At 41.5% G+C, this 17,280-nt stretch carries 17 protein-coding genes, 1 tRNA gene and 1 riboswitch; of the genes, 5 read left to right on the top strand and 13 right to left on the bottom strand.

All coding sequences use genetic code 11. The features are described 5' to 3' along the window. Positions 1–16 precede the first annotated feature (16 nt). The 4 genes from odhB to folE2 form a co-directional block, all read right to left on the bottom strand. On the bottom strand, positions 17–1,198 hold the full coding sequence (odhB, locus tag A7Q09_RS00495) for a 2-oxoglutarate dehydrogenase complex dihydrolipoyllysine-residue succinyltransferase (RefSeq protein WP_134389373.1): 1,182 nt from the start codon (positions 1,196–1,198) through the stop codon (positions 17–19). Positions 1,199–1,239: 41 nt separating this feature from the next. Continuing rightward, positions 1,240–4,008: a 2-oxoglutarate dehydrogenase E1 component gene (locus A7Q09_RS00490; RefSeq protein WP_134389372.1), complete on the bottom strand. Its 2,769-nt coding sequence runs from the start codon at positions 4,006–4,008 to the stop codon at positions 1,240–1,242. Positions 4,009–4,102: 94 nt separating this feature from the next. Then, positions 4,103–6,025: a phosphomethylpyrimidine synthase ThiC gene (thiC, locus tag A7Q09_RS00485; RefSeq protein ID WP_244228427.1), complete on the bottom strand. Its 1,923-nt coding sequence runs from the start codon at positions 6,023–6,025 to the stop codon at positions 4,103–4,105. Between the two features lie 48 nt (positions 6,026–6,073). Then, positions 6,074–6,189: riboswitch (TPP riboswitch) on the bottom strand. An 86-nt stretch (positions 6,190–6,275) separates the two neighbouring features. Then, complete coding sequence (gene folE2 / locus A7Q09_RS00480; RefSeq protein WP_134389371.1) at positions 6,276–7,076, bottom strand: GTP cyclohydrolase FolE2; 801 nt, start codon at positions 7,074–7,076, stop codon at positions 6,276–6,278. A 158-nt stretch (positions 7,077–7,234) separates the two neighbouring features. Here folE2 and A7Q09_RS00475 point away from each other — a divergent pair. Further along, a tRNA-Lys gene (locus A7Q09_RS00475) sits at positions 7,235–7,306 on the top strand. 5 nt (positions 7,307–7,311) lie between these two features. Here the strand turns inward: A7Q09_RS00475 and A7Q09_RS00470 are convergent. Further along, positions 7,312–8,469 (bottom strand): retropepsin-like aspartic protease, encoded by a 1,158-nt coding sequence (locus A7Q09_RS00470; protein WP_166791871.1) that lies wholly within the window; start codon positions 8,467–8,469, stop codon positions 7,312–7,314. A 129-nt stretch (positions 8,470–8,598) separates the two neighbouring features. Here A7Q09_RS00470 and A7Q09_RS00465 point away from each other — a divergent pair, with 129 nt between their 5' ends. After that, on the top strand, positions 8,599–9,288 hold the full coding sequence (locus A7Q09_RS00465; protein ID WP_134389369.1) for an HAD family phosphatase: 690 nt from the start codon (positions 8,599–8,601) through the stop codon (positions 9,286–9,288). A gap of 35 nt (positions 9,289–9,323) precedes the next feature. Continuing rightward, a complete protein-coding gene (locus A7Q09_RS00460; RefSeq protein WP_134389368.1) occupies positions 9,324–10,214 on the top strand; it encodes a ChaN family lipoprotein in 891 nt (296 codons plus the stop codon). A gap of 342 nt (positions 10,215–10,556) precedes the next feature. Here the strand turns inward: A7Q09_RS00460 and A7Q09_RS11380 are convergent, their stop codons facing one another. From A7Q09_RS11380 to A7Q09_RS00440, 5 genes are all read right to left on the bottom strand, one after another. Beyond that, entirely contained in the window at positions 10,557–10,928 is a 372-nt protein-coding gene (locus A7Q09_RS11380) for a zinc ribbon domain-containing protein (protein WP_394346602.1), read from the bottom strand. Continuing rightward, on the bottom strand, positions 10,843–11,082 hold the full coding sequence (locus A7Q09_RS10345; RefSeq protein ID WP_166791869.1) for a hypothetical protein: 240 nt from the start codon (positions 11,080–11,082) through the stop codon (positions 10,843–10,845). Before A7Q09_RS10345 ends, A7Q09_RS11380 begins: the two co-directional genes overlap by 86 nt. 851 nt (positions 11,083–11,933) lie before the next feature. Then, positions 11,934–12,086 carry a small basic protein gene (locus tag A7Q09_RS00450; protein WP_134389366.1) on the bottom strand — a complete coding sequence of 51 codons (153 nt, stop codon included), beginning with the start codon at positions 12,084–12,086 and terminating at the stop codon, positions 11,934–11,936. A gap of 311 nt (positions 12,087–12,397) precedes the next feature. Next, on the bottom strand, positions 12,398–13,162 hold the full coding sequence (locus tag A7Q09_RS00445) for a polymer-forming cytoskeletal protein (protein ID WP_134389365.1): 765 nt from the start codon (positions 13,160–13,162) through the stop codon (positions 12,398–12,400). Then, on the bottom strand, positions 13,162–13,404 hold the full coding sequence (locus tag A7Q09_RS00440) for a polymer-forming cytoskeletal protein (protein WP_134389364.1): 243 nt from the start codon (positions 13,402–13,404) through the stop codon (positions 13,162–13,164). Before A7Q09_RS00440 ends, A7Q09_RS00445 begins: the two co-directional genes overlap by 1 nt. 91 nt (positions 13,405–13,495) lie before the next feature. Here A7Q09_RS00440 and A7Q09_RS00435 point away from each other — a divergent pair, with 91 nt between their 5' ends. Together A7Q09_RS00435 and A7Q09_RS00430 are read left to right on the top strand one after the other, a co-directional pair. After that, on the top strand, positions 13,496–14,566 hold the full coding sequence (locus A7Q09_RS00435; RefSeq protein WP_244228426.1) for an acyl-protein synthetase: 1,071 nt from the start codon (positions 13,496–13,498) through the stop codon (positions 14,564–14,566). 3 nt (positions 14,567–14,569) lie between these two features. Continuing rightward, positions 14,570–15,673: an acyl-CoA reductase gene (locus A7Q09_RS00430; RefSeq protein WP_134389362.1), complete on the top strand. Its 1,104-nt coding sequence runs from the start codon at positions 14,570–14,572 to the stop codon at positions 15,671–15,673. Here the strand turns inward: A7Q09_RS00430 and hisI are convergent. The 3 genes from hisI to moaC all read right to left on the bottom strand — a co-directional run bounded on the left by hisI (position 15,668) and on the right by moaC (position 17,280). Next, on the bottom strand, positions 15,668–16,096 hold the full coding sequence (gene hisI, locus A7Q09_RS00425) for a phosphoribosyl-AMP cyclohydrolase (RefSeq protein WP_134389361.1): 429 nt from the start codon (positions 16,094–16,096) through the stop codon (positions 15,668–15,670). The two genes, A7Q09_RS00430 and hisI, sit on opposite strands and share 6 nt — an antisense overlap. Positions 16,097–16,306: 210 nt before the next feature. Then, complete coding sequence (mog, locus tag A7Q09_RS00420; protein ID WP_134389360.1) at positions 16,307–16,810, bottom strand: molybdopterin adenylyltransferase; 504 nt, start codon at positions 16,808–16,810, stop codon at positions 16,307–16,309. Further along, positions 16,807–17,280: a cyclic pyranopterin monophosphate synthase MoaC gene (gene moaC / locus A7Q09_RS00415; RefSeq protein ID WP_134389359.1), complete on the bottom strand. Its 474-nt coding sequence runs from the start codon at positions 17,278–17,280 to the stop codon at positions 16,807–16,809. Before moaC ends, mog begins: the two co-directional genes overlap by 4 nt.

The following is a 17,280-nucleotide window of genomic DNA, read 5'->3' as shown; positions in this document are numbered from 1 at the left end:
TCTATAAAACCAACATTTAGACTTCCAAAAGAACCGAGGCGGGCTGTTCGATAAACTCTTTGACAAGGACTAAAAAACTGACAGCTTCTTTGCCATCAATCACTCGATGATCGTAGGTAAGAGCAAGGTACATGACGGGTCTGATTTCCACTTTCCCATTGATTGCTACAGGCCTTTCTTTAATAGCATGCATGCCAAGAATGCCACTTTGAGGTGGATTCAATATAGGGGTGGAAAGCATAGAGCCAAAGACACCGCCATTGGTTATCGTAAAGACTCCTCCTTCAATGTCTTCGAGAGTAATTTTCCCACTTCTCGCTTTTATAGCTAGTTCTTGAATCGTTTTTTCAATCTGGGCAAAACTTAGATTTTCGGCGCTACGAATCACTGGTACGATCAATCCTTTTTCTGTAGCAACAGCTATTCCCAGATCCAAAGTGGAAGGATAAACAAGTTCATCCTCTTCAATCCGCGCACCGACCTCTGGTATTTTTTTCAAAGCCTCCACAACCGCTCGGACAAAAAAGGACATCAGTCCCAGTTTGACTCCGAATTTCTCTTCGAATCTCTTCCCATAATTTTTTCTTAATTCTAGCACCGTACTCATATCGACTTCATTGAAGGTAGTTAAATGAGCGGTGCCAATATGAGCTTCTAGCAAACGCTGAGCAATCTTCTTTCGGATAGGACTCAGTGGTTTTCTTTTTTCTTGAGGACCTAGCGCAAAAGGCTCTAGTTTGTTTGCTTCTTTTTTTTCTTCTTTTTCTTCCTTTTCTTCCTCTATCAGTTCTAGGGCCTCTTCCTTGGTTATCCTACTAGGACGCATCAGGGGAGCTTCTACAGAAGCCTTTTCTTTCTCCTCTTCCTTTTTTACTGGCTCTATCGATTCTTTCTGCGGTTCCAAAACTGTTTTTTCCTCTTTTTCTACTTTGATACTTGCCCTCGGCTCTGGCTCCATCTTTCCCGAAGGCAATTCTTCTAATTGAGCGATGGTTTGCCCAACCTTCACCTCTGAGCCTTCTTTGACAAGAATATGCAATATTCCTTCTTTCTCAGCATAAATTTCAGTAGTGATCTTCTCAGTTTCAATTTCACACAAGGCATCTCCAGATTGTACTCTTTCCCCTTCTTTTTTAAGCCATTTGCCAATCAATCCAGATTCAATCGATTCACCAACAGAAGGCATTTTTATATCCATTGCGACCTAGCTCCTGGGTTAAAAATGAATTTACATAAGGGTTATCTGCCAAAGGCATCTGCAAGAAGCTTTTGCTGCTCCAGCCGATGGTAGGCCATTGAACCAGTCGCCGTGCTGGCCGAGGCCTCCCTACCGGCATAAAGGACAGGAAGAGAAAAAATATCGTTCAGTTTAGGAAACATATAAGTCCAAGCGCCCATGTTTTTTGGCTCCTCTTGACACCAAACTAGGGACTGGGGCTGATAGCTTAAGACAATCTCTTTGAGCTTTTTCTCATGCAGAGGATAGAGCTGTTCGATTCGAACAATAGGAATATCCATCCTTCCAATCCGGCTTCTGTAGTCTATAAGATCATAATAGACTTTTCCAGTGCATAAGATAACTTTTGAGCTTGGTTGATTGACCTGAGGATCCGCCAAGACCTCTTCAAAAGAGCCTTGAACAAATTCTGTAATGGACGAGGAACATTGTGGGTTGCGTAAAAGGCTTTTATGGGTGAAAAGGATTAAGGGTTTAGAAAATCCCCTCAAAACCTGTCTTCTTAAGATATGAAAATAATTGGCTGGGGTAGTACAGTTAGCAACAACGACATTATCTTCAGCACATGCTTGAAGGAATCTTTCCACACGTGCGCTAGAATGCTCAGGCCCCTGTCCTTCATATCCATGTGGCAGTAGCAAAACAATGTTCGATGTCACACCCCACTTCGATTCAGAGCTAACCAGGTATAGATCTATAATAACCTGAGCCCCATTAGCAAAATCACCGTACTGAGCTTCCCAAATAATTAAAGCTTCAGGATAATCTAGAGAATAGCCATAATCGAAACCTAAAACAGCATATTCGGAAAGGGGACTGTTATAGATACAAAATATCGCCTGGTTGGGATGGATATTCGCTAAGGGAACATATTTCTTAGAGACTTTTGTATCATAAAGTACCGCATGCCTTTGACTGAAAGTCCCACGCCGACTATCTTGACCGGATAGTCTAACTGGGATTCCCTCATAGAGAAGAGTGCCAAAAGCCATGGTTTCAGCAAAAGCTAAAAGAATTGGCTGTTTTCCTTCAACCATGGCTTTTCTTTCTTCAAGGATCTTGCGGATTTTAGGATTAAGATTGAAATCAGGAGGCTCCCTCACCAATGCATTGCCTACATAAAGGAATTCTTCCAAAGGAACGGCTGTTTTCACTGGATCAAAAATCCTGGGACAAGCCAACCTGGGTCTCAAGGTGGGAGGGTTTTCTTGTTTAATCCATTCCTTCGATTCCTCCATTTTTTGGTTCAACTCAGCAACAAATATTTTTCGGTATGCATTTGCTTCTTCTCTTGTCATCTCTCCGGATTTTATCAACTGATCCAAGAAAACATCACTGATATTGGGATGCTGTGCTATTGCCTTATAAAGAAGAGGTTGAGTAAAGCTAGGTTCATCCCCCTCGTTATGTCCATACTTTCTATATCCCACAAGATCAACAACCACATCCTGACCAAAAACTTGCCTGTACTCTAAAGCTAGCAGCACAGCAAAGACAGCCGCCAAAGGATCATCACTGTTGACATGAAAAATAGGAATTCCTAGCATCAGTGCTACTGCCGTACAATGATGCGTAGAGCGCCCATCCTGAGGCACCGTTGTAAAGCCAATCTGATTGTTGACAATAATATGCAGAGTACCCCCCGTTGTATACCCTTCAAGCCTGGAAAGATTCAAAGTTTCTTGCACAACGCCTTGTCCCATAAATGAGGCATCTCCATGAATAAGCAAAGGCAAAACTTTTTTTCTATGCTCTGTATCTTTTAGTCTTCTTTCCCAAGCTCTGGCTTTGCCTTCCACCACAGGATTAACAGCTTCCAAATGACTTGGGTTAGGCGTTAGGCCTACTGTTACAATAGCACCAGACTTAGTTTTCAGAGCTGCTTCAAAGCCTAAATGATACCGAACATCCCCATTGCCCAATACCCCTTCGGGAATGTAATTTTCAGAAAATTCATCAAAGATGACCTTATAATCCTGCTGCAACACATTGGCAACAAAATTAAGCCTTCCTCGATGCGCCATTCCAACAACAAGCCGCTCAATCCCATGGGTCGGACAAGCTTCTATAAGAGCATCCATCATAGGAATGAGTGTACAACTTCCTTCCAAAGAAAATCTTTTCTGTCCAACGTATCGTGTATGTAAAAACGCTTCAAAAAGTTCAGCCTTCAATAGGTCATAAAGAATTTGCTTTTTGTGTTCTTTCGAAAAACCAGCATAAAAAGATTTTCCTTCAATCCGCTGGGATATCCATTTTCTTTGCACAAAAGAATCCATGTGCATAAACTCAACAGCCAACGTAGAACAATAAGATTTCTTAAGTATCTCTAATATCTCCCGTAAAGTTCTCCATCCCCCCCCAGCCAGATCTCCAGAATCAAAGTAGCACTCAAGGTCTTTTTGATCTAACCCAAATCTTTCAAGCTTCAATTCGTCATATTCATATTGATTGAATCCCAACGGATCAAGATTGGCTATATAATGCCCAAGGGTGCGATAGGCATGAATAAGTTCATAAACGGCACGTTGCTTTTTTAAATCATCGGTTTTAGCTCGGCTTTCGACTTTCTTTCCGAGCTGACCATTTTTTAAGGATTCATATCCGAACTCAAACCCTTCAAAAAAAGCGCTCCAATCAGCAGAGACAGAATTCGGATCTTTCTTCCAGCGTTGGTAATATTCCTCAAGTAAAGCAAGATTTTCGATGCCAATCGATTTCCGATTGGACATAACCATGGAAGAAATGGAAAGAGATGGCTTTTGTCTCATACAGTAAGAAAAACAAATTTTTAGGATGATCTAGGATCAATATTTATAAAACTTATATTATTTAGTAAAATAAAAAAAGAAAGAAAAAAAAATATTATATATAAATATTTTTGATTTTTCTAAATTCTTCAGCTTTCTCTTTCATCCCCTCTAAAAAGACCTCGTCTGTCGTCAGCTTATTTTTTTCCGCGTATTTTAAGACTTCTTCGGTGATTTTCATTGAACAGAACTTAGGTCCACACATCGAACAAAAATGAGCATGCTTGGCCGCTGGCTGAGGTAAATTTTCATCATGGAAAAGCCGAGCGGTTGGAGGATCAAGACTTAAATTAAATTGGTCTTCCCATTGGAAATGAAACCTGGCATAACTCAAAAAGTTATCCTGTAATTGGGCCCCTGGAAACCCTTTTGCAAGATCAGCAGCATGAGCCGCAATCTTATACGCTATGACCCCAGTTTTTACATCCTCAAGATTAGGTAAGCCTAGATGTTCTTTAGGAGTGACATAGCACAACATTGCACAGCCAAACCAGCCGATCATTGCAGCTCCAATGGCACTAGTAATATGGTCATAACCGGGCGCAATATCCGTAGTCAACGGTCCAAGGGTATAAAAGGGAGCCTCAAAACAATGCTTAAGCTCTAAATCCATGTTTTCTTTAATCAATTGCATAGGAATATGGCCAGGCCCCTCAATCATCACTTGCACATCATGTTCCCACGCCTTTTTAGTCAGTTCGCCAAGGGTAAAAAGTTCACTAAGCTGAGCCGTATCATTAGCATCGGCAATGGCTCCTGGTCTTAACCCATCCCCTAGCGACACACTGATGTCGTAGCTCCTTAATATTTCACAGATTTCATCAAAATGCGTGTAGAGAAAGTTTTCTTGATGATGGGCTAAACACCACTTAGCCATAATGGACCCTCCTCTACTAACAATGCCACAGAGTCGATTGGCTGTATAAGGGATATATCGCAAAAGGACTCCGGCATGTATGGTAAAATAATCTACTCCCTGTTCGGCCTGTTCGATCAGAGTATCTCTATAGATTTCCCAACTCAATTCCTCAGGAATCCCCCCAACCTTCTCTAGCGCATGATAGATAGGAACAGTCCCTATCGGCACAGGGCTAGAACGAATAATTAGTTCACGAATTTCATGAATGTTTTTTCCCGTAGAAAGATCCATGACCGTATCAGCTCCCCAAAGAATAGCCCAAACCAGTTTTGCTACCTCTTCATCCATCGATGAGCTAATTGCAGAGTTTCCAATGTTCGCATTTATTTTGACTCTAAAGTTACGGCCAATAATCATCGGTTCCAGCTCTGGATGGTTAATGTTAGAGGGGATAATCGCTCTGCCCGAAGCAACTTCTTTCCTTACAAATTCTGGAGTTATTTCTTCTGGGAACGATGCCCCCCAGGCCAATCCCGAGTGCTGGCTATAAAGTGGGCCTTTGCCTTGGCGAAGAGAGTAACCTTTCCTACCTAAATTCTCTCTTATGGCTACGAACTCCATCTCTGGAGTAATAATGCCTTTTTTGGCATAATGCAGTTGAGTAACCCTTCTTCCAGCTTTGGCACGTAAAGGCAGACGCTTTTTTAACAAAGAAAGCTTTTGAGCACCATTTTTCAGCAGAATCCCGGTTTTATCTTTGACCGATACCCATCCATTATCTTCAGGTTTAATTGGCCTGCCTTCGTAAGGTTCGCAATCCCCTCTTTGTTCTATCCACTCGGCTCGCAAAGGGAAAAGCCCCCTCCCTATTTCTACTTCAGCACAAAGATCTGTATAAGGCCCAGAAGTATCGTAAGCATAAAAAAATGAATGATCTGTTGCTACACCAGAACCATTATGAGCAACCTTTATTTCCCTAAAGGGAACGTTTACCCCCCTATTTTCCCCTTGGATATATACCTTTTTGGAATTTGGGAAAAAAGACAAAAGGAAGGAAGAAAGTTCTTTTCCTTTTGAAACAATATCCAAATACGTCAGCCGATTACTGTTTTGAGCCATTGTTGCTTCCTCCTTTCAGAGGACAGCCGAACAGGAGATAAGAGCATAAGAACAGTGCATATCCTTTCCCTCCGCCGGCATTATCCGGATCAGGTTCATAGGGTCGTTCTCCTCTATCATTAGAGAAGAACCTCTCAGCCAATAAGGCTCCCCATGGATCACTTAATACTTATAACTAAAAAAAAACCATTTATCAACTGCTATTCCTCTCTGCTTATCTTTTTTGGCATAGTCAGTCAATTGTTCTTTTCTAAGTTTCTAGCTCTTTTTCCACACAAGCGTAAGCAGCATGATTATGAATGCTTTCCATATTCTCGGCTTCTACCCGATACCAGAGTATATCTTGATTGGCATTGAGCCTAAGAGCCACATTCCTCACCAAGTCTTCTACAAACACAGGGTTATCGAACGCCAATTCAGTAACATACTTTTCATCAGGTCTTTTAAGAAGAGAATAAATCGGGCTACTGGCTGAGGCTTCAACCATCTCAATGACGTCTTCAATCCAGATCGTTTGAACAAATCTTATGGCAACTGACACATACCCTCTTTGGTTATGAGCTCCCCGATCGCTTATTGCTTTTGAACAAGGACACAAGGTGGTCACGGGCACAGTAACCCACATAACAAAATCCGTCTCATCAAGATAGGCCGCTGCTTCAAATCTTACCTGATAATCAACAAGGCCTTTTGAACCAGTCACTGGGGCAATTTTTTCAATGAAATAAGGAAATTCCATGATGACATGAGCAGTTTCCGCATGTAATTTCTTCTGGAGTTCATGGACGATCGAAAAAACATTACAGACATGCACCATCCGACCATGCGCATTGAGCACCTCAACAAATCTGCTCATGTGTGTGCCCTTAAAATGATGCGGAAGATCCACAAGAAGGGATACGGTAGCCACTGTATGTTGGCTTTCAAAATTTTTGTCTCGTACTTCTATAGGATACCTTAGACCTTTAACTCCTACTCGGTGTATTTTGATTTTTCTATGATCCCGTTGGCTTTGACAATCAGCTAAAGAAGCAGATAATGAATTTTTCATAAGAGGAGAAACTTTTAGGCATTTCGAAAAGTATATTTTTTAGATAGACAAAGCAATACTATACTATTTTTATTCGAACAGAAAGATTGAAATGGTCTTTTTTTTGGACAATTTTTTTTAGACAAATAACTAAAAAAAAATACATTCTTAATTCCCGAGGGCAGATAGCTCAACGGTAGAGCAGGTGCCTTTTAAGCACTTGGTTCAGGGTTCGAATCCCTGTCTGCCCACTAGCTTAGTTCTTCTGATCATATAGCTGCACAACCATTTTTGAGAAATTCAACAACACTTTGTATCTAGAAAAGAGCCTATTGCCAATTATCCCTCCTATAGGTATTTCTTCTCTTTCTTCTAGAGTCAGTGGAAGTTGGCTAAAAGTTTCACTTATTTTCTTGATTGCTACCGGTCCAAATATCAATGAGCTTCTAGCAGGTACTGAAAACCCAAAAAACATATTCCTATATTTTTGATTAAATTCCAATGGGTACCCTCCAAATCCAGTATCATAAATAAAAAAAACTTCCTTCGACTGAAGGCTCCCTTTTAGTAGCAGAAGTCCTTGAGGGCTAAACAAAAAAGGAATTTCAGCCAATAATTTTGACCCAGATAGAAAGGTAGCCCCTTGCTCCATGGCCCTTTTTGAAATGACAATCTTCTTTGTTTGATAATCAATGAGTATATTGAATCTTGAAAGCAAATCTGTTCCTAATACCCCATGAAAGCTATTCGGAGCACCTGAGGAAAGTGGCTTTAGCTTTTCGATGAGCATGGCCGGAACATTTTTAATCGCAAAAGAACCAATACGTAAAATTGGCAGAGTACTCAAAGCTCCCTGAATCCTCTTTCCATTACTTAAAACCAATTCCGATGGACACCCTTCTTTTAGTCCAACAGCTTGTGCCACTTTTTTATCCACAATAGATGTCGAAGCCCCTGTATCGATGAGAAAAGCAAAAAAATGGCCATCAATTTCCAACGGAACGACTGGATAAGAGGTGTTAAGTAATGGACAGGTTGCATTTTGCAAAGAATTCGAACATTCAAAAGGGTGCTTTACCATCTGATAAAAACGGGCTAGCCCAATCAAATGGGCTTGATGCATCCAAAAGATTGCTCCCCTTCTATCGTTTTCCCTAAGAGATGCTATGGCTAAAAGTTCACAAAGCTTTGCATCCTGAGGAGAGAGGGAATAACACATTTGAAAAAATTTTCTTGCTTCGCTATTCCGATTCCTATAAAGAGCTAAAAATCCTCGGGCTTTATAAGCCTTTAGAAGCTCTTTTTCACTGGCTAAAGACTTATATTGTTTTTGATTTGCTCGCAGATTTTTACAAAACGAATTTTCAAAGAAGGAAATCTTGAAAAGAACAATAACAATACCTACCTTTGTCATAACCTTCCAGGAAAATAAGACCTTTCTTGAGAAGATATTGCTATTGGGATGATAAAGGCCTTTCTTATTGTTCTTTGCATGCAAAATCGATCTTTTCGATCGATTCGCTTTAAGGCCGGTTAGTTTTATATGAAAAAAGACCATGATAACTATCAGTGGGCTGCTCTTTTTGATTGGGACGGCGTCATTGTCGATTCAGTCAAACAGCATGAACAAAGTTGGCGCATGCTTGCAGCCGAACAACACAAAGAAGTTAAACAAGATTTTATGAACAAAACATTCGGAATGAAAAATGAAAAAATCATTTCCGAGTTTCTTGGCTGGAGTCAAAATCCCAAAGAAATTACTCAACTTTCAAAGAGAAAGGAAGAACTTTATAAAAAAATTGTACAGGAGGAAGGCCTTTGTCTTACTTATGGAGTCAAAGAGTTTCTGGATCGCTTAAAACAGAAGCATATTCCCATGGCTATTTGCTCCTCGACAACAAAAACCAATATCTTCTTCGTATTAGAAAAATTAGGAATCAAAGAGTATTTTCCCGTTATAGTAGGTGCTGAAGACGTCAGGGAAGGCAAACCACATCCTGCCCCTTATCTACTAACAGCTCAAAAATTGGGTTATGTGCCCAGCCGCTGTGTAGTGTTTGAAGATGCCCCTGCAGGAGTTGAATCTGCAAAAAAGGCTGGCATGAAAGTGATCGCTTTGACCACTACAAGACCTAAAAACAACTTAGAAAATGCTGATCTAGTAATTTCTAGCTGGAAAGATTTGTCTTTAGAAACAATCGATGTTCTTTTTAATGATGTCTCTCAGCAATAGAAGGAGACAACGATCTTTTTGTTTCATTCATCCTTGTGAAAAAAATATTCATTCTACTTGTTCTTTTCTTAAGCTTTTATCGCATTGGGAATGCTGCAGAAGGAATCTGGATAGATCTAAAGAGTGGAGCAATAGTAAATCATAAAGAGCTAATAGAAGATCTTTCCAAGGCTCGAATTATCTATTTGGGCGAAGTACACACTCTGCATAGCCATCATAAAGCCCAGCTTGCACTTTTAAAACTTCTATACAACAGGCACATTCCTCTGGCTTTGGCGTTGGAATCCCTCGAAGCCAAAGACCAAAAGATAATCGATCGGTTTATAAATGGTCAGCTCTCTTTCAAAGAATTTTCAGAAACCATTCAATGGAAGAAGAAATGGCCTAACTACTTGGATTACAAACCACTTTGCCTTTTTGCTCAAAAACATCACATACCCTTGATCGGTATAGACACGACTCATCCTATTATTTCAAAAGTAGCAAGGGAAGGCTATTCCTCCCTAGCAAAAAAAGAAAAAGCCGCTTTCCCATTGGCCGCCATAACACCGTTATATAGGAGATTTTTAACCCCCTATCTTTCAGTCCATGCTTTTATGGATAAACAAAGGATTGCCTTTGCTATAGAAGCACAAAGACTTAGAGAAAGTTCTATGGCAAAGCACATCCTAAGCTTTCTGAATTCTCCCCTTGGTTCTCAAAGAACCATGTGTGTCGTCACAGGAGAGATCCACGTCCGTTATGGTCTTGGCATTCCTCAATTGACACAGCAATTTGCTCAAAGAATACTCCTCTTTGGTTCAAAAGAGCCCCTACAGCTCTCTAAAAAAGAAAAGCAAATAAGCAAGCAAATAGTATTAGATCACCAGAGCTTTTCTTTTATTCCCTCCTCCGTAGCCGATTATTTCGAACTCCTAGCCTTTTAATGTATCAGAGTTTCTGTATGAGCAATTGCTGACAAATTATAGAGCTAAAAAAAACCATGTTAACTCCTGTTTGGAGGTAGCCTAGGGGTGTAATCGAAATGGCTTTGTTCTTAGCTAAGATTCCAATTCTACAACCATCCTCTCTTGCCTTAAAAATGCCCATGGTACCCCATCCTATCTCTAGCCGTATATACTTGCTAATGGATAGCATCCAAAAGCATTTCTAAAGTCAGCGGTCATTAAGTCAACTACTCCGTCCTAAAGGACGGAGCTTGCATCCAGGCTCCACCGCAGCTGCGTGTATCTCGAAAGGCGTGCGGCTTTGGCTTCATCACCCGATGCTTAAGGGTCGGCTGACAATCGCCCCGTCCTCACCCAGTCTTGCCAGATGAAAAGCGTTCGCATGCTGATGTTTCTGGCAGCCACTAAATCGGCATGGAGCCTATACCCACAATGGGCGCATACAAACAGCAGTCCCTTATTGGGCTGATTCTCCCGTCCAACATGCTCGCAAACCGGCCGTCTCTGGCTGGTGTAATCCGCAGCCACCCAAACCGGCACTCCGAACGGCAGCCGGATTTTGTAAGCCGTCTTGGCTTGCCCCTCCGCAAAACCCCAAGTGCTCCCCTTACGGTTGGCCTTGCAGCGTTTGACGAAAACCTTCTCCGACTGTCTGCACTCGGTTCGATAACGGATAGCCTTTAGCCCCTCCATGCCTACCATCGCGTGGGGCTCCGCAAGTGCCCTTCTCTTGCAGCGCACTTCGTCTACTGGCGGCACGATTGGCCAGTTGCCTTCGGTGTCCACCAGGATAAAAACGACATTTGCCTTGGGTATTGGATTCCACCGCGAGGTTCCGGCGGTTCATGTCCACACCCTTGACTGGGGTGATGGAGGCCTGCGGGTACCGGTCCAAAGCCTTTTCGACGGACACCAGCAGATACCATGCCCTGGATGCAGAGTCCTGCCAGAGCAGGGCCCCGCCCAGTGTGACACCATGCTCCCTGGGCTCGCGCCATCCTCTCCAGATGCCGGTTCCATCCTTCGTATCGGCACCGGATGCCTCCGCCCAAAGTCCCCATGCTGACCGTTTGTTCCTTGCCCAAGGACCAATCCCGGCGATGGTTCAAAGTCATGGTCATGGCAGTGAATCTGTATGCCTTGTCGAGACCCTTATAGCGCCGGGCCGATCCAGCCTTTCGCTTTATGGGCCGCGCCCGCTTTGGCGCGTTCCCAGAGGGTTTTTTAGGCCGCAGCCACTTGTCTGGGCACGTTGTATGTCATTTGAGCTGGCAGCTCAAACCTTTCGCGCAAATCCTGGGACACCAGCCTTTGCAGTTTCTTGCCTTGCGATATCTTCCCGCCCAAAAAAGCGACAGTGGATGTGTGATTTAGGGCGTTACGGTAAGCCAACGCCGTGCACCGCACCGCCTCCTCCTGCTCTTTAGTGAGCAGGAGCTTCAGTTTGCACCTCAGCGATTGGGTGGCTGGCAATTCATTCAGGTTGACGAGTATTATGTTTCAGTTGTAAAGCATCGCCGCTGCGCGGCGGCGCTATCCCTCTCCGCCTTGAAAGGCGGGGACTCCCGCGCAAATTTGTTGAAAAGCAGCAGAGCAACAAGAGAGATAACAAGCCCAATGAGGAAATGATTCTTTCCTGAGGCCTTCAGGCACCCTTAGAATGCTCTGAAGAAAGAAATTTTTTAAATACTGGAATCTTTAAACTGGCTTGGTCTTTGGTAGGCCAAGAACCTTATCCCCTTCCTTCCATTTTCCTTGCTTTTTCAAAATATTAATTCGCTCATATCTTTTAAGCACGTTTCTTTTGGCGGCTAACATGGAACCACTTCGGTAGCTTCTATGTTGAGACATCTTACCCTCCCACTATACTTTTTATAAATTAAAGAATTTCTTCTTGTGTGACCACGGAAGGCCTGCTTTTTGATTTACATCCTCCTTAAAAAATTTTCTCGTTCTTCCCCCACCCTTCTCAATCTCTTAGATTTCTGATCCCGTCGAAGACCCAGTGGAATCCTAATCAGAAAGCTTATCATAATAAGGGTATCAATTTTGTCAAGAAATAACCATGAAGAGATCGCTTGTGAAGAATTCTAAAAAAAACCATCATCTGGGATAAAGAAAAGTCAAATTCTTAATAATGCCAATTAGCTAACTAAAAATACTTAAGTTAAAAAGAGCCTCTCTTCTCCTAGCTCTATTCCATTTTTCTGGATATCTCGAGTAAGTAACGAATAAGTTTCGAAATCCGCTTCTAGCCGAGAAAAAAGCTCAGCCACAAGCCTATTGGTTAACATTTTTTTTGTCGTAATCTTACCGAAAGATTCAATTTTTAAAAAATCTCTGGCAATAATGGTCTCACACTCAAGTTGACCTTTCACTATAAGCTCGTAAGTAATCACTTCCTTTACTTTGGGAGAAGAAAATCGATTCACAATTACCCGCGGGGCGACCACTATCCCTTTTACAACACTCTGCGAGCAAAATTCCACTTCTTCCGTGGCTTTAAAAGAACATTGCATTATTCCCCTGATTCTTATTCTTCTTCCCTGTACAGTAGCGCCCACATATTCCGATCCAGCCTCAAAATCAATATCTCCAAGAGTCGAAATTTTTCCTCTGATCTTTCCTTTTAGGCAAAGATTTTCCACATAAAGATAGGCCCCACAGAAAGCACAACCGACAGAAAGGGCTTGAGGATAAATTTTTTGAGAATTGTGGCAGTAGGGGCAGGTAATTTCACGCGTCTTGGAGGGCAAAGAAGGAAGACATGGAACGGGGTTTTTTTTTGTAGCAAGCCCAATATAATGAAAGCATTTCTTACAAATAGTCGACAGAGCCCATCTGGATTCAACTTGAGAATGCCCACAAGCAGGACATCTAATAAGTTGTGTTTTACTATCTAATCGCTTGGAACTGATTGGTTGCATTAACTATTTAGCTTGTTTTTACCGATCACTATTCTTCCATTTATTGTAGCTCCCGAATCTATCTCAATGGCTTGCGCATAGACTTCCCCTTCGATGACCGCTTCAGAAAGTATTTCCAACTTTCCTCCCACTCTTATTTTCCCTTGAATATGACAATTGACAATCGCCTTATCCCTCACCCACAATTCTCCTTCCAGCGAAATGTATGGAGACAAAATGGTCACCTCATCTTTGTTCTGCATCTTATGCTCCCATTCCAAAGGGATTTTTTTCTAAACTCGCTATATTTTTAATGTAGTTTATTTCGCTATGATAAAAAGGAAAGAAAAAGCTATGGAAGGCCAAAGAAGTTTTTTTCAAGATCCAGCTAACAGGCAGTGGTGGATAGATCAATTATTAAGCCTTCGAGAAAATCCACAAAATTTCGAATCCTTAGTTTTTAGATTATATGATTTTCAAAGAAAACATTGCCCTGCTTATAAAACTTTGACGGAAACTATTGCAAATCGCCTTTCTTCTTGGAAAGAAATTCCTGCCATTCCACAAGAACTTTTCAAAAAAGAAACCATCTTTTGTTACACCATTGAACAGGCAGCAGGCCATTACCTTACCAGTGGCACCACCTCTGGAATCCAAGGAAGACACTATTTTTTAGATCCATTGATCTATAAGGCTGTGTCTTTGCAGGGGGCTAACGAAGCTGCTATCCCTATCCATAGAGCATGTCTTCATTTTCTAACAGAGTCTCCTAATGAAAATCCACATAGTTCCCTTTCTGCAATGTTTTCTTTTTGGGCAGAATCAAACCCTTTCCCGTCCTATTTTTGGATTCAAAACAAAACATTTTGTATTGATCCCTTTATCCAAAAACTCAATTTGGACATTTCAGCCGGCAGAAACGTTGGAATATGTGGAACGGCTTTCAGCTTCGTTTTACTTATGGAAAAACACCCTAAATCTTTATCGCTTCCTCAAGGCTCTTTTATCCTTGAAACCGGAGGGATGAAAGGAAAGCATAAAGAGATCGACAAAAAAGAATTTTATCAAAAATTATCTTCTTACTTTGGGATAACACAAGACTGTATCTTCAGCGAGTATGGGATGACGGAATTATCTAGTCAGGCTTATTCCAAAGGCACTGATGGGACATTTTTAGTCCCTCCTTGGGCCAAAGTTTTAGTTATCGATCCTAGAACAGAAAAAGAATGTCAAGTCGGCCAAAAAGGATTGGTCCGTTGGATAGATCTTGCCAATGTCGATTCTGTTCTTTGCATACAAACTCTCGATATAGCCATAAAAACTCAAGAAGGATTTTATCTTATAGGAAGATCTAATCATGCTCCCCCAAGGGGTTGTTCTTTAAGCATTGAAGAAATAGCCTTTTTTGAAAACACCCACCGTTAGCAGATGCAAACTTTGGAAAGAATTGAAATGCTTGATGCAATTTGCAAGCTTTTCCCAGAAATTGGCTTCAGGGGAAAAGAGGACCTCATCCGTCTTGTGGAACTGGAATTAAAAAGTTTAACTGCTTTGGATGACTTCTTTGATTACGGAGGAGCGAAAACCAAGGCTATCGCTCCACGACAAATATACCATGTATTGGCAGCCAACTTATATGTAGCTGGTTTTCAAAGCGTTTTACTTGGGCTACTGGTAGGCTCTTTCAATGTTGTTCAGTGTCCCCAGCCGGTCACCGAACCACTCTTAAGATTTATTTCTTTACTTCCAAAAAAATTGAAAAATCAAGTCAAACTTTGTTTTGAATTCAACCAAGAAGCCTTTGAACAGTCTGATTGTATTGTAGTTTTTGGTGGGAATAGGACAATTGAGCATTTCAAAGCTCTGACCCCTTCTGACAAACGATTTGTCGGCCATGGCCATAAAGTGAGCTTAATTTGGGTAGGCACAATCGAAAATATAAACAGAGAAAAAATAACCCTAAGCGCTAAAGATATCAGTCTTTTTAACCAATTAGGATGTCTTTCTCCTCAATCAATGCTCATCGAAGAGAACACACCTAGCACCATCATCCTCTCTTTTTGCGAAGCTCTTGCGGAGAGTCTGAGCAAGAGAAGCTCAGAAAAAGGCTTTGATATTAATATTGAAGAACTCGCAGCCATTAAACAACTCCGGGATTGTGCAAAGGCCCTGGGCTGGACTGTATGGGAAAGTAGTCTCACGGAGATTAATCCCTGGACTGTAATCCATAGAAGATCCAACAGTTTTGAACCCACTTGTGGCTATCGCACCATTTACGTTGACAGCGTGGACAAAACAAAGCTAAAGGAATGGCTAAAACCTATCCAGGGTATGATAAGTACGGTAGGTGTTTTCGAAACAATTCCAGATGATATTGTTAGGCTCTTTATTAATGCTGGGGTCACAAGATTTTGTTCTGTAGGAGAAATGCAACAGCCTTCAGCATTTTGGCATCATGACGGAAGGAATAGGATCGAGGATTTAGTGAGATGGGTGGACTGGGAAATCCAGAATCAGGATGTAAAGTCATGAGCTAAGTTTATAAACAATTTTTGGATCAAAAACTTTATTTTGTTCAGTAAATTCAAGCTCTTCTTTGCTTCCTGCTTTTAGCTTTCTATAAAAACAACTTCTATAACCAACATGACAGGAGGCACCGCCATCGACTTTCACTTTTAAAAGTAAGGTATCTTGATCATCATCGATAAAAATATCCTTAACGTGTTGAAAAAACCCTGATTGCTCTCCCTTCACCCAAATTTTTTTTCGCGATCGGCTATAATAAGTCGCCAATCCTGTTTCTATGGTTCTATCCAAAGCCTCTTTATTCATGTAGCCTAACATAAGCACCTCTCCAGTATCCGCATCCAGAGTGATACAAGGTAAATACTCATGGAGATCAAATCGTGGTAATAATTTATTCCCTTCTTCAATTTCGTAAACCGTTGGCTTCATAGAATAACTGACTCCGCTTTTATAAGTTTTACATTAAAACTGACATTCTTTGTGACTCTATTCAAAAAATCTTAACGCAAAAAAACTTCTTTGTCGAAGTTTCTACTCCTATGTCTTTTTTTGTACCATAATTTCCACAGTTTTTGCAGATCAACTGGTTTTCTATTTGGTTTCTCTGCAAACTCTACTCGTCTACCGCTGCTACCGATTCTATTTTTTGTCTTTAATTGCTAGAAGAGGCCTATACCCACGTAGATGATCCAAACATTCGGCTATAGCTTCTCCCAGCAGCATTAAACAGTCGGCTATGGCAGAGGGTTTGCCCGGTAAATTAATGATAAGCGAGCGTTTTCTAATTCCAGCAACTGCTCTTGATAATATTGCCGTCTTTACTTTCTTATACGACTCCATTCTCATGATTTCGCCAAAGCCCGGCAATTCCTTCTCTAAGACAAGCCTTGTTGCTTCAGGGGTAACATCTCTTGAAGATGGCCCTGTGCCTCCAGTTGTGAGAACAAGAGGACAGTCAAGTTCATCAACAAGCCTCAAAAATTCGGAAACAAGCAAATTTTTTTCATCAGGAATCAATACAGAAATGAATTCAACAGGTTCAGCAAATAGATGCATGATAACTTTTTCGATTTCAGGACCACTCTGATCCTTGTAAATACCCGCATAGGCTCTGTCGCTTAAAGTAATACGACCAATTTTCATTCCTTTTTTTTCTCTATAAGTCTGATTTGACCGATGACCATCGATTTGTCAACCGCCTTACACATATCGTAGAGAGTCAAAAGGGCTACTGAGACCATAACAAGGGCTTCCATCTCCACCCCTGTCTTCGCCACTGATTCGGCCCTTGCGACTACTCTTATTCCAGTTTCCTCGATTTCAAAATGGGTATCAGCATAAGAAAGGCCAACAGCATGGGCTAAAGGTATGAGTTCCCCTGTTTTTTTAGCCGCCATAATCGAGGCAATCTTCGCAACGGTGAGCACATCTCCTTTAGGCATAGCCTTAGCCTGCAAAAGGCCAATCGTTTCTTGAGAAAGCGTTATAAAGCCTTCAGCAATGGCCGTTCTTTTTTGCACAGCTTTATCCGTCACATTAACCATTCTTGCCTCTCCTGATGGAGAGAGATGGGAAAAGCTCGACTCTCTACTTTGCTGGCTTGCTAGCTCCAT

Origin of the sequence: Methylacidiphilum sp. Yel (assembly GCF_004421185.1) — a bacterium.
GTDB lineage: Bacteria > Verrucomicrobiota > Verrucomicrobiia > Methylacidiphilales > Methylacidiphilaceae > Methylacidiphilum.
This window is presented reverse-complemented; position numbering and strand designations above follow the sequence as displayed.

Bases quoted from the DNA above. Each gene is read 5' to 3' on its own strand.
- odhB (WP_134389373.1), bottom strand. From the start codon at position 1,198: ATGGATATAAAAATGCCTTCTGTTGGTGAATCGATTGAATCTGGATTG.
- A7Q09_RS00490 (WP_134389372.1), bottom strand. From the start codon at position 4,008: ATGAGACAAAAGCCATCTCTTTCCATTTCTTCCATGGTTATGTCCAAT.
- thiC (WP_244228427.1), bottom strand. From the start codon at position 6,025: ATGGCTCAAAACAGTAATCGGCTGACGTATTTGGATATTGTTTCAAAA.
- folE2 (WP_134389371.1), bottom strand. From the start codon at position 7,076: ATGAAAAATTCATTATCTGCTTCTTTAGCTGATTGTCAAAGCCAACGG.
- A7Q09_RS00470 (WP_166791871.1), bottom strand. From the start codon at position 8,469: ATGACAAAGGTAGGTATTGTTATTGTTCTTTTCAAGATTTCCTTCTTT.
- A7Q09_RS00465 (WP_134389369.1), top strand. From the start codon at position 8,599: ATGAAAAAAGACCATGATAACTATCAGTGGGCTGCTCTTTTTGATTGG.
- A7Q09_RS11380 (WP_394346602.1), bottom strand. From the start codon at position 10,928: ATGGAGGGGCTAAAGGCTATCCGTTATCGAACCGAGTGCAGACAGTCG.
- A7Q09_RS10345 (WP_166791869.1), bottom strand. From the start codon at position 11,082: ATGAACCGCCGGAACCTCGCGGTGGAATCCAATACCCAAGGCAAATGT.
- A7Q09_RS00450 (WP_134389366.1), bottom strand. From the start codon at position 12,086: ATGTCTCAACATAGAAGCTACCGAAGTGGTTCCATGTTAGCCGCCAAA.
- A7Q09_RS00445 (WP_134389365.1), bottom strand. From the start codon at position 13,162: ATGCAACCAATCAGTTCCAAGCGATTAGATAGTAAAACACAACTTATT.
- A7Q09_RS00440 (WP_134389364.1), bottom strand. From the start codon at position 13,404: ATGCAGAACAAAGATGAGGTGACCATTTTGTCTCCATACATTTCGCTG.
- A7Q09_RS00435 (WP_244228426.1), top strand. From the start codon at position 13,496: ATGGAAGGCCAAAGAAGTTTTTTTCAAGATCCAGCTAACAGGCAGTGG.
- A7Q09_RS00430 (WP_134389362.1), top strand. From the start codon at position 14,570: ATGCAAACTTTGGAAAGAATTGAAATGCTTGATGCAATTTGCAAGCTT.
- hisI (WP_134389361.1), bottom strand. From the start codon at position 16,096: ATGAAGCCAACGGTTTACGAAATTGAAGAAGGGAATAAATTATTACCA.
- mog (WP_134389360.1), bottom strand. From the start codon at position 16,810: ATGAAAATTGGTCGTATTACTTTAAGCGACAGAGCCTATGCGGGTATT.
- moaC (WP_134389359.1), bottom strand. From the start codon at position 17,280: ATGGAGCTAGCAAGCCAGCAAAGTAGAGAGTCGAGCTTTTCCCATCTC.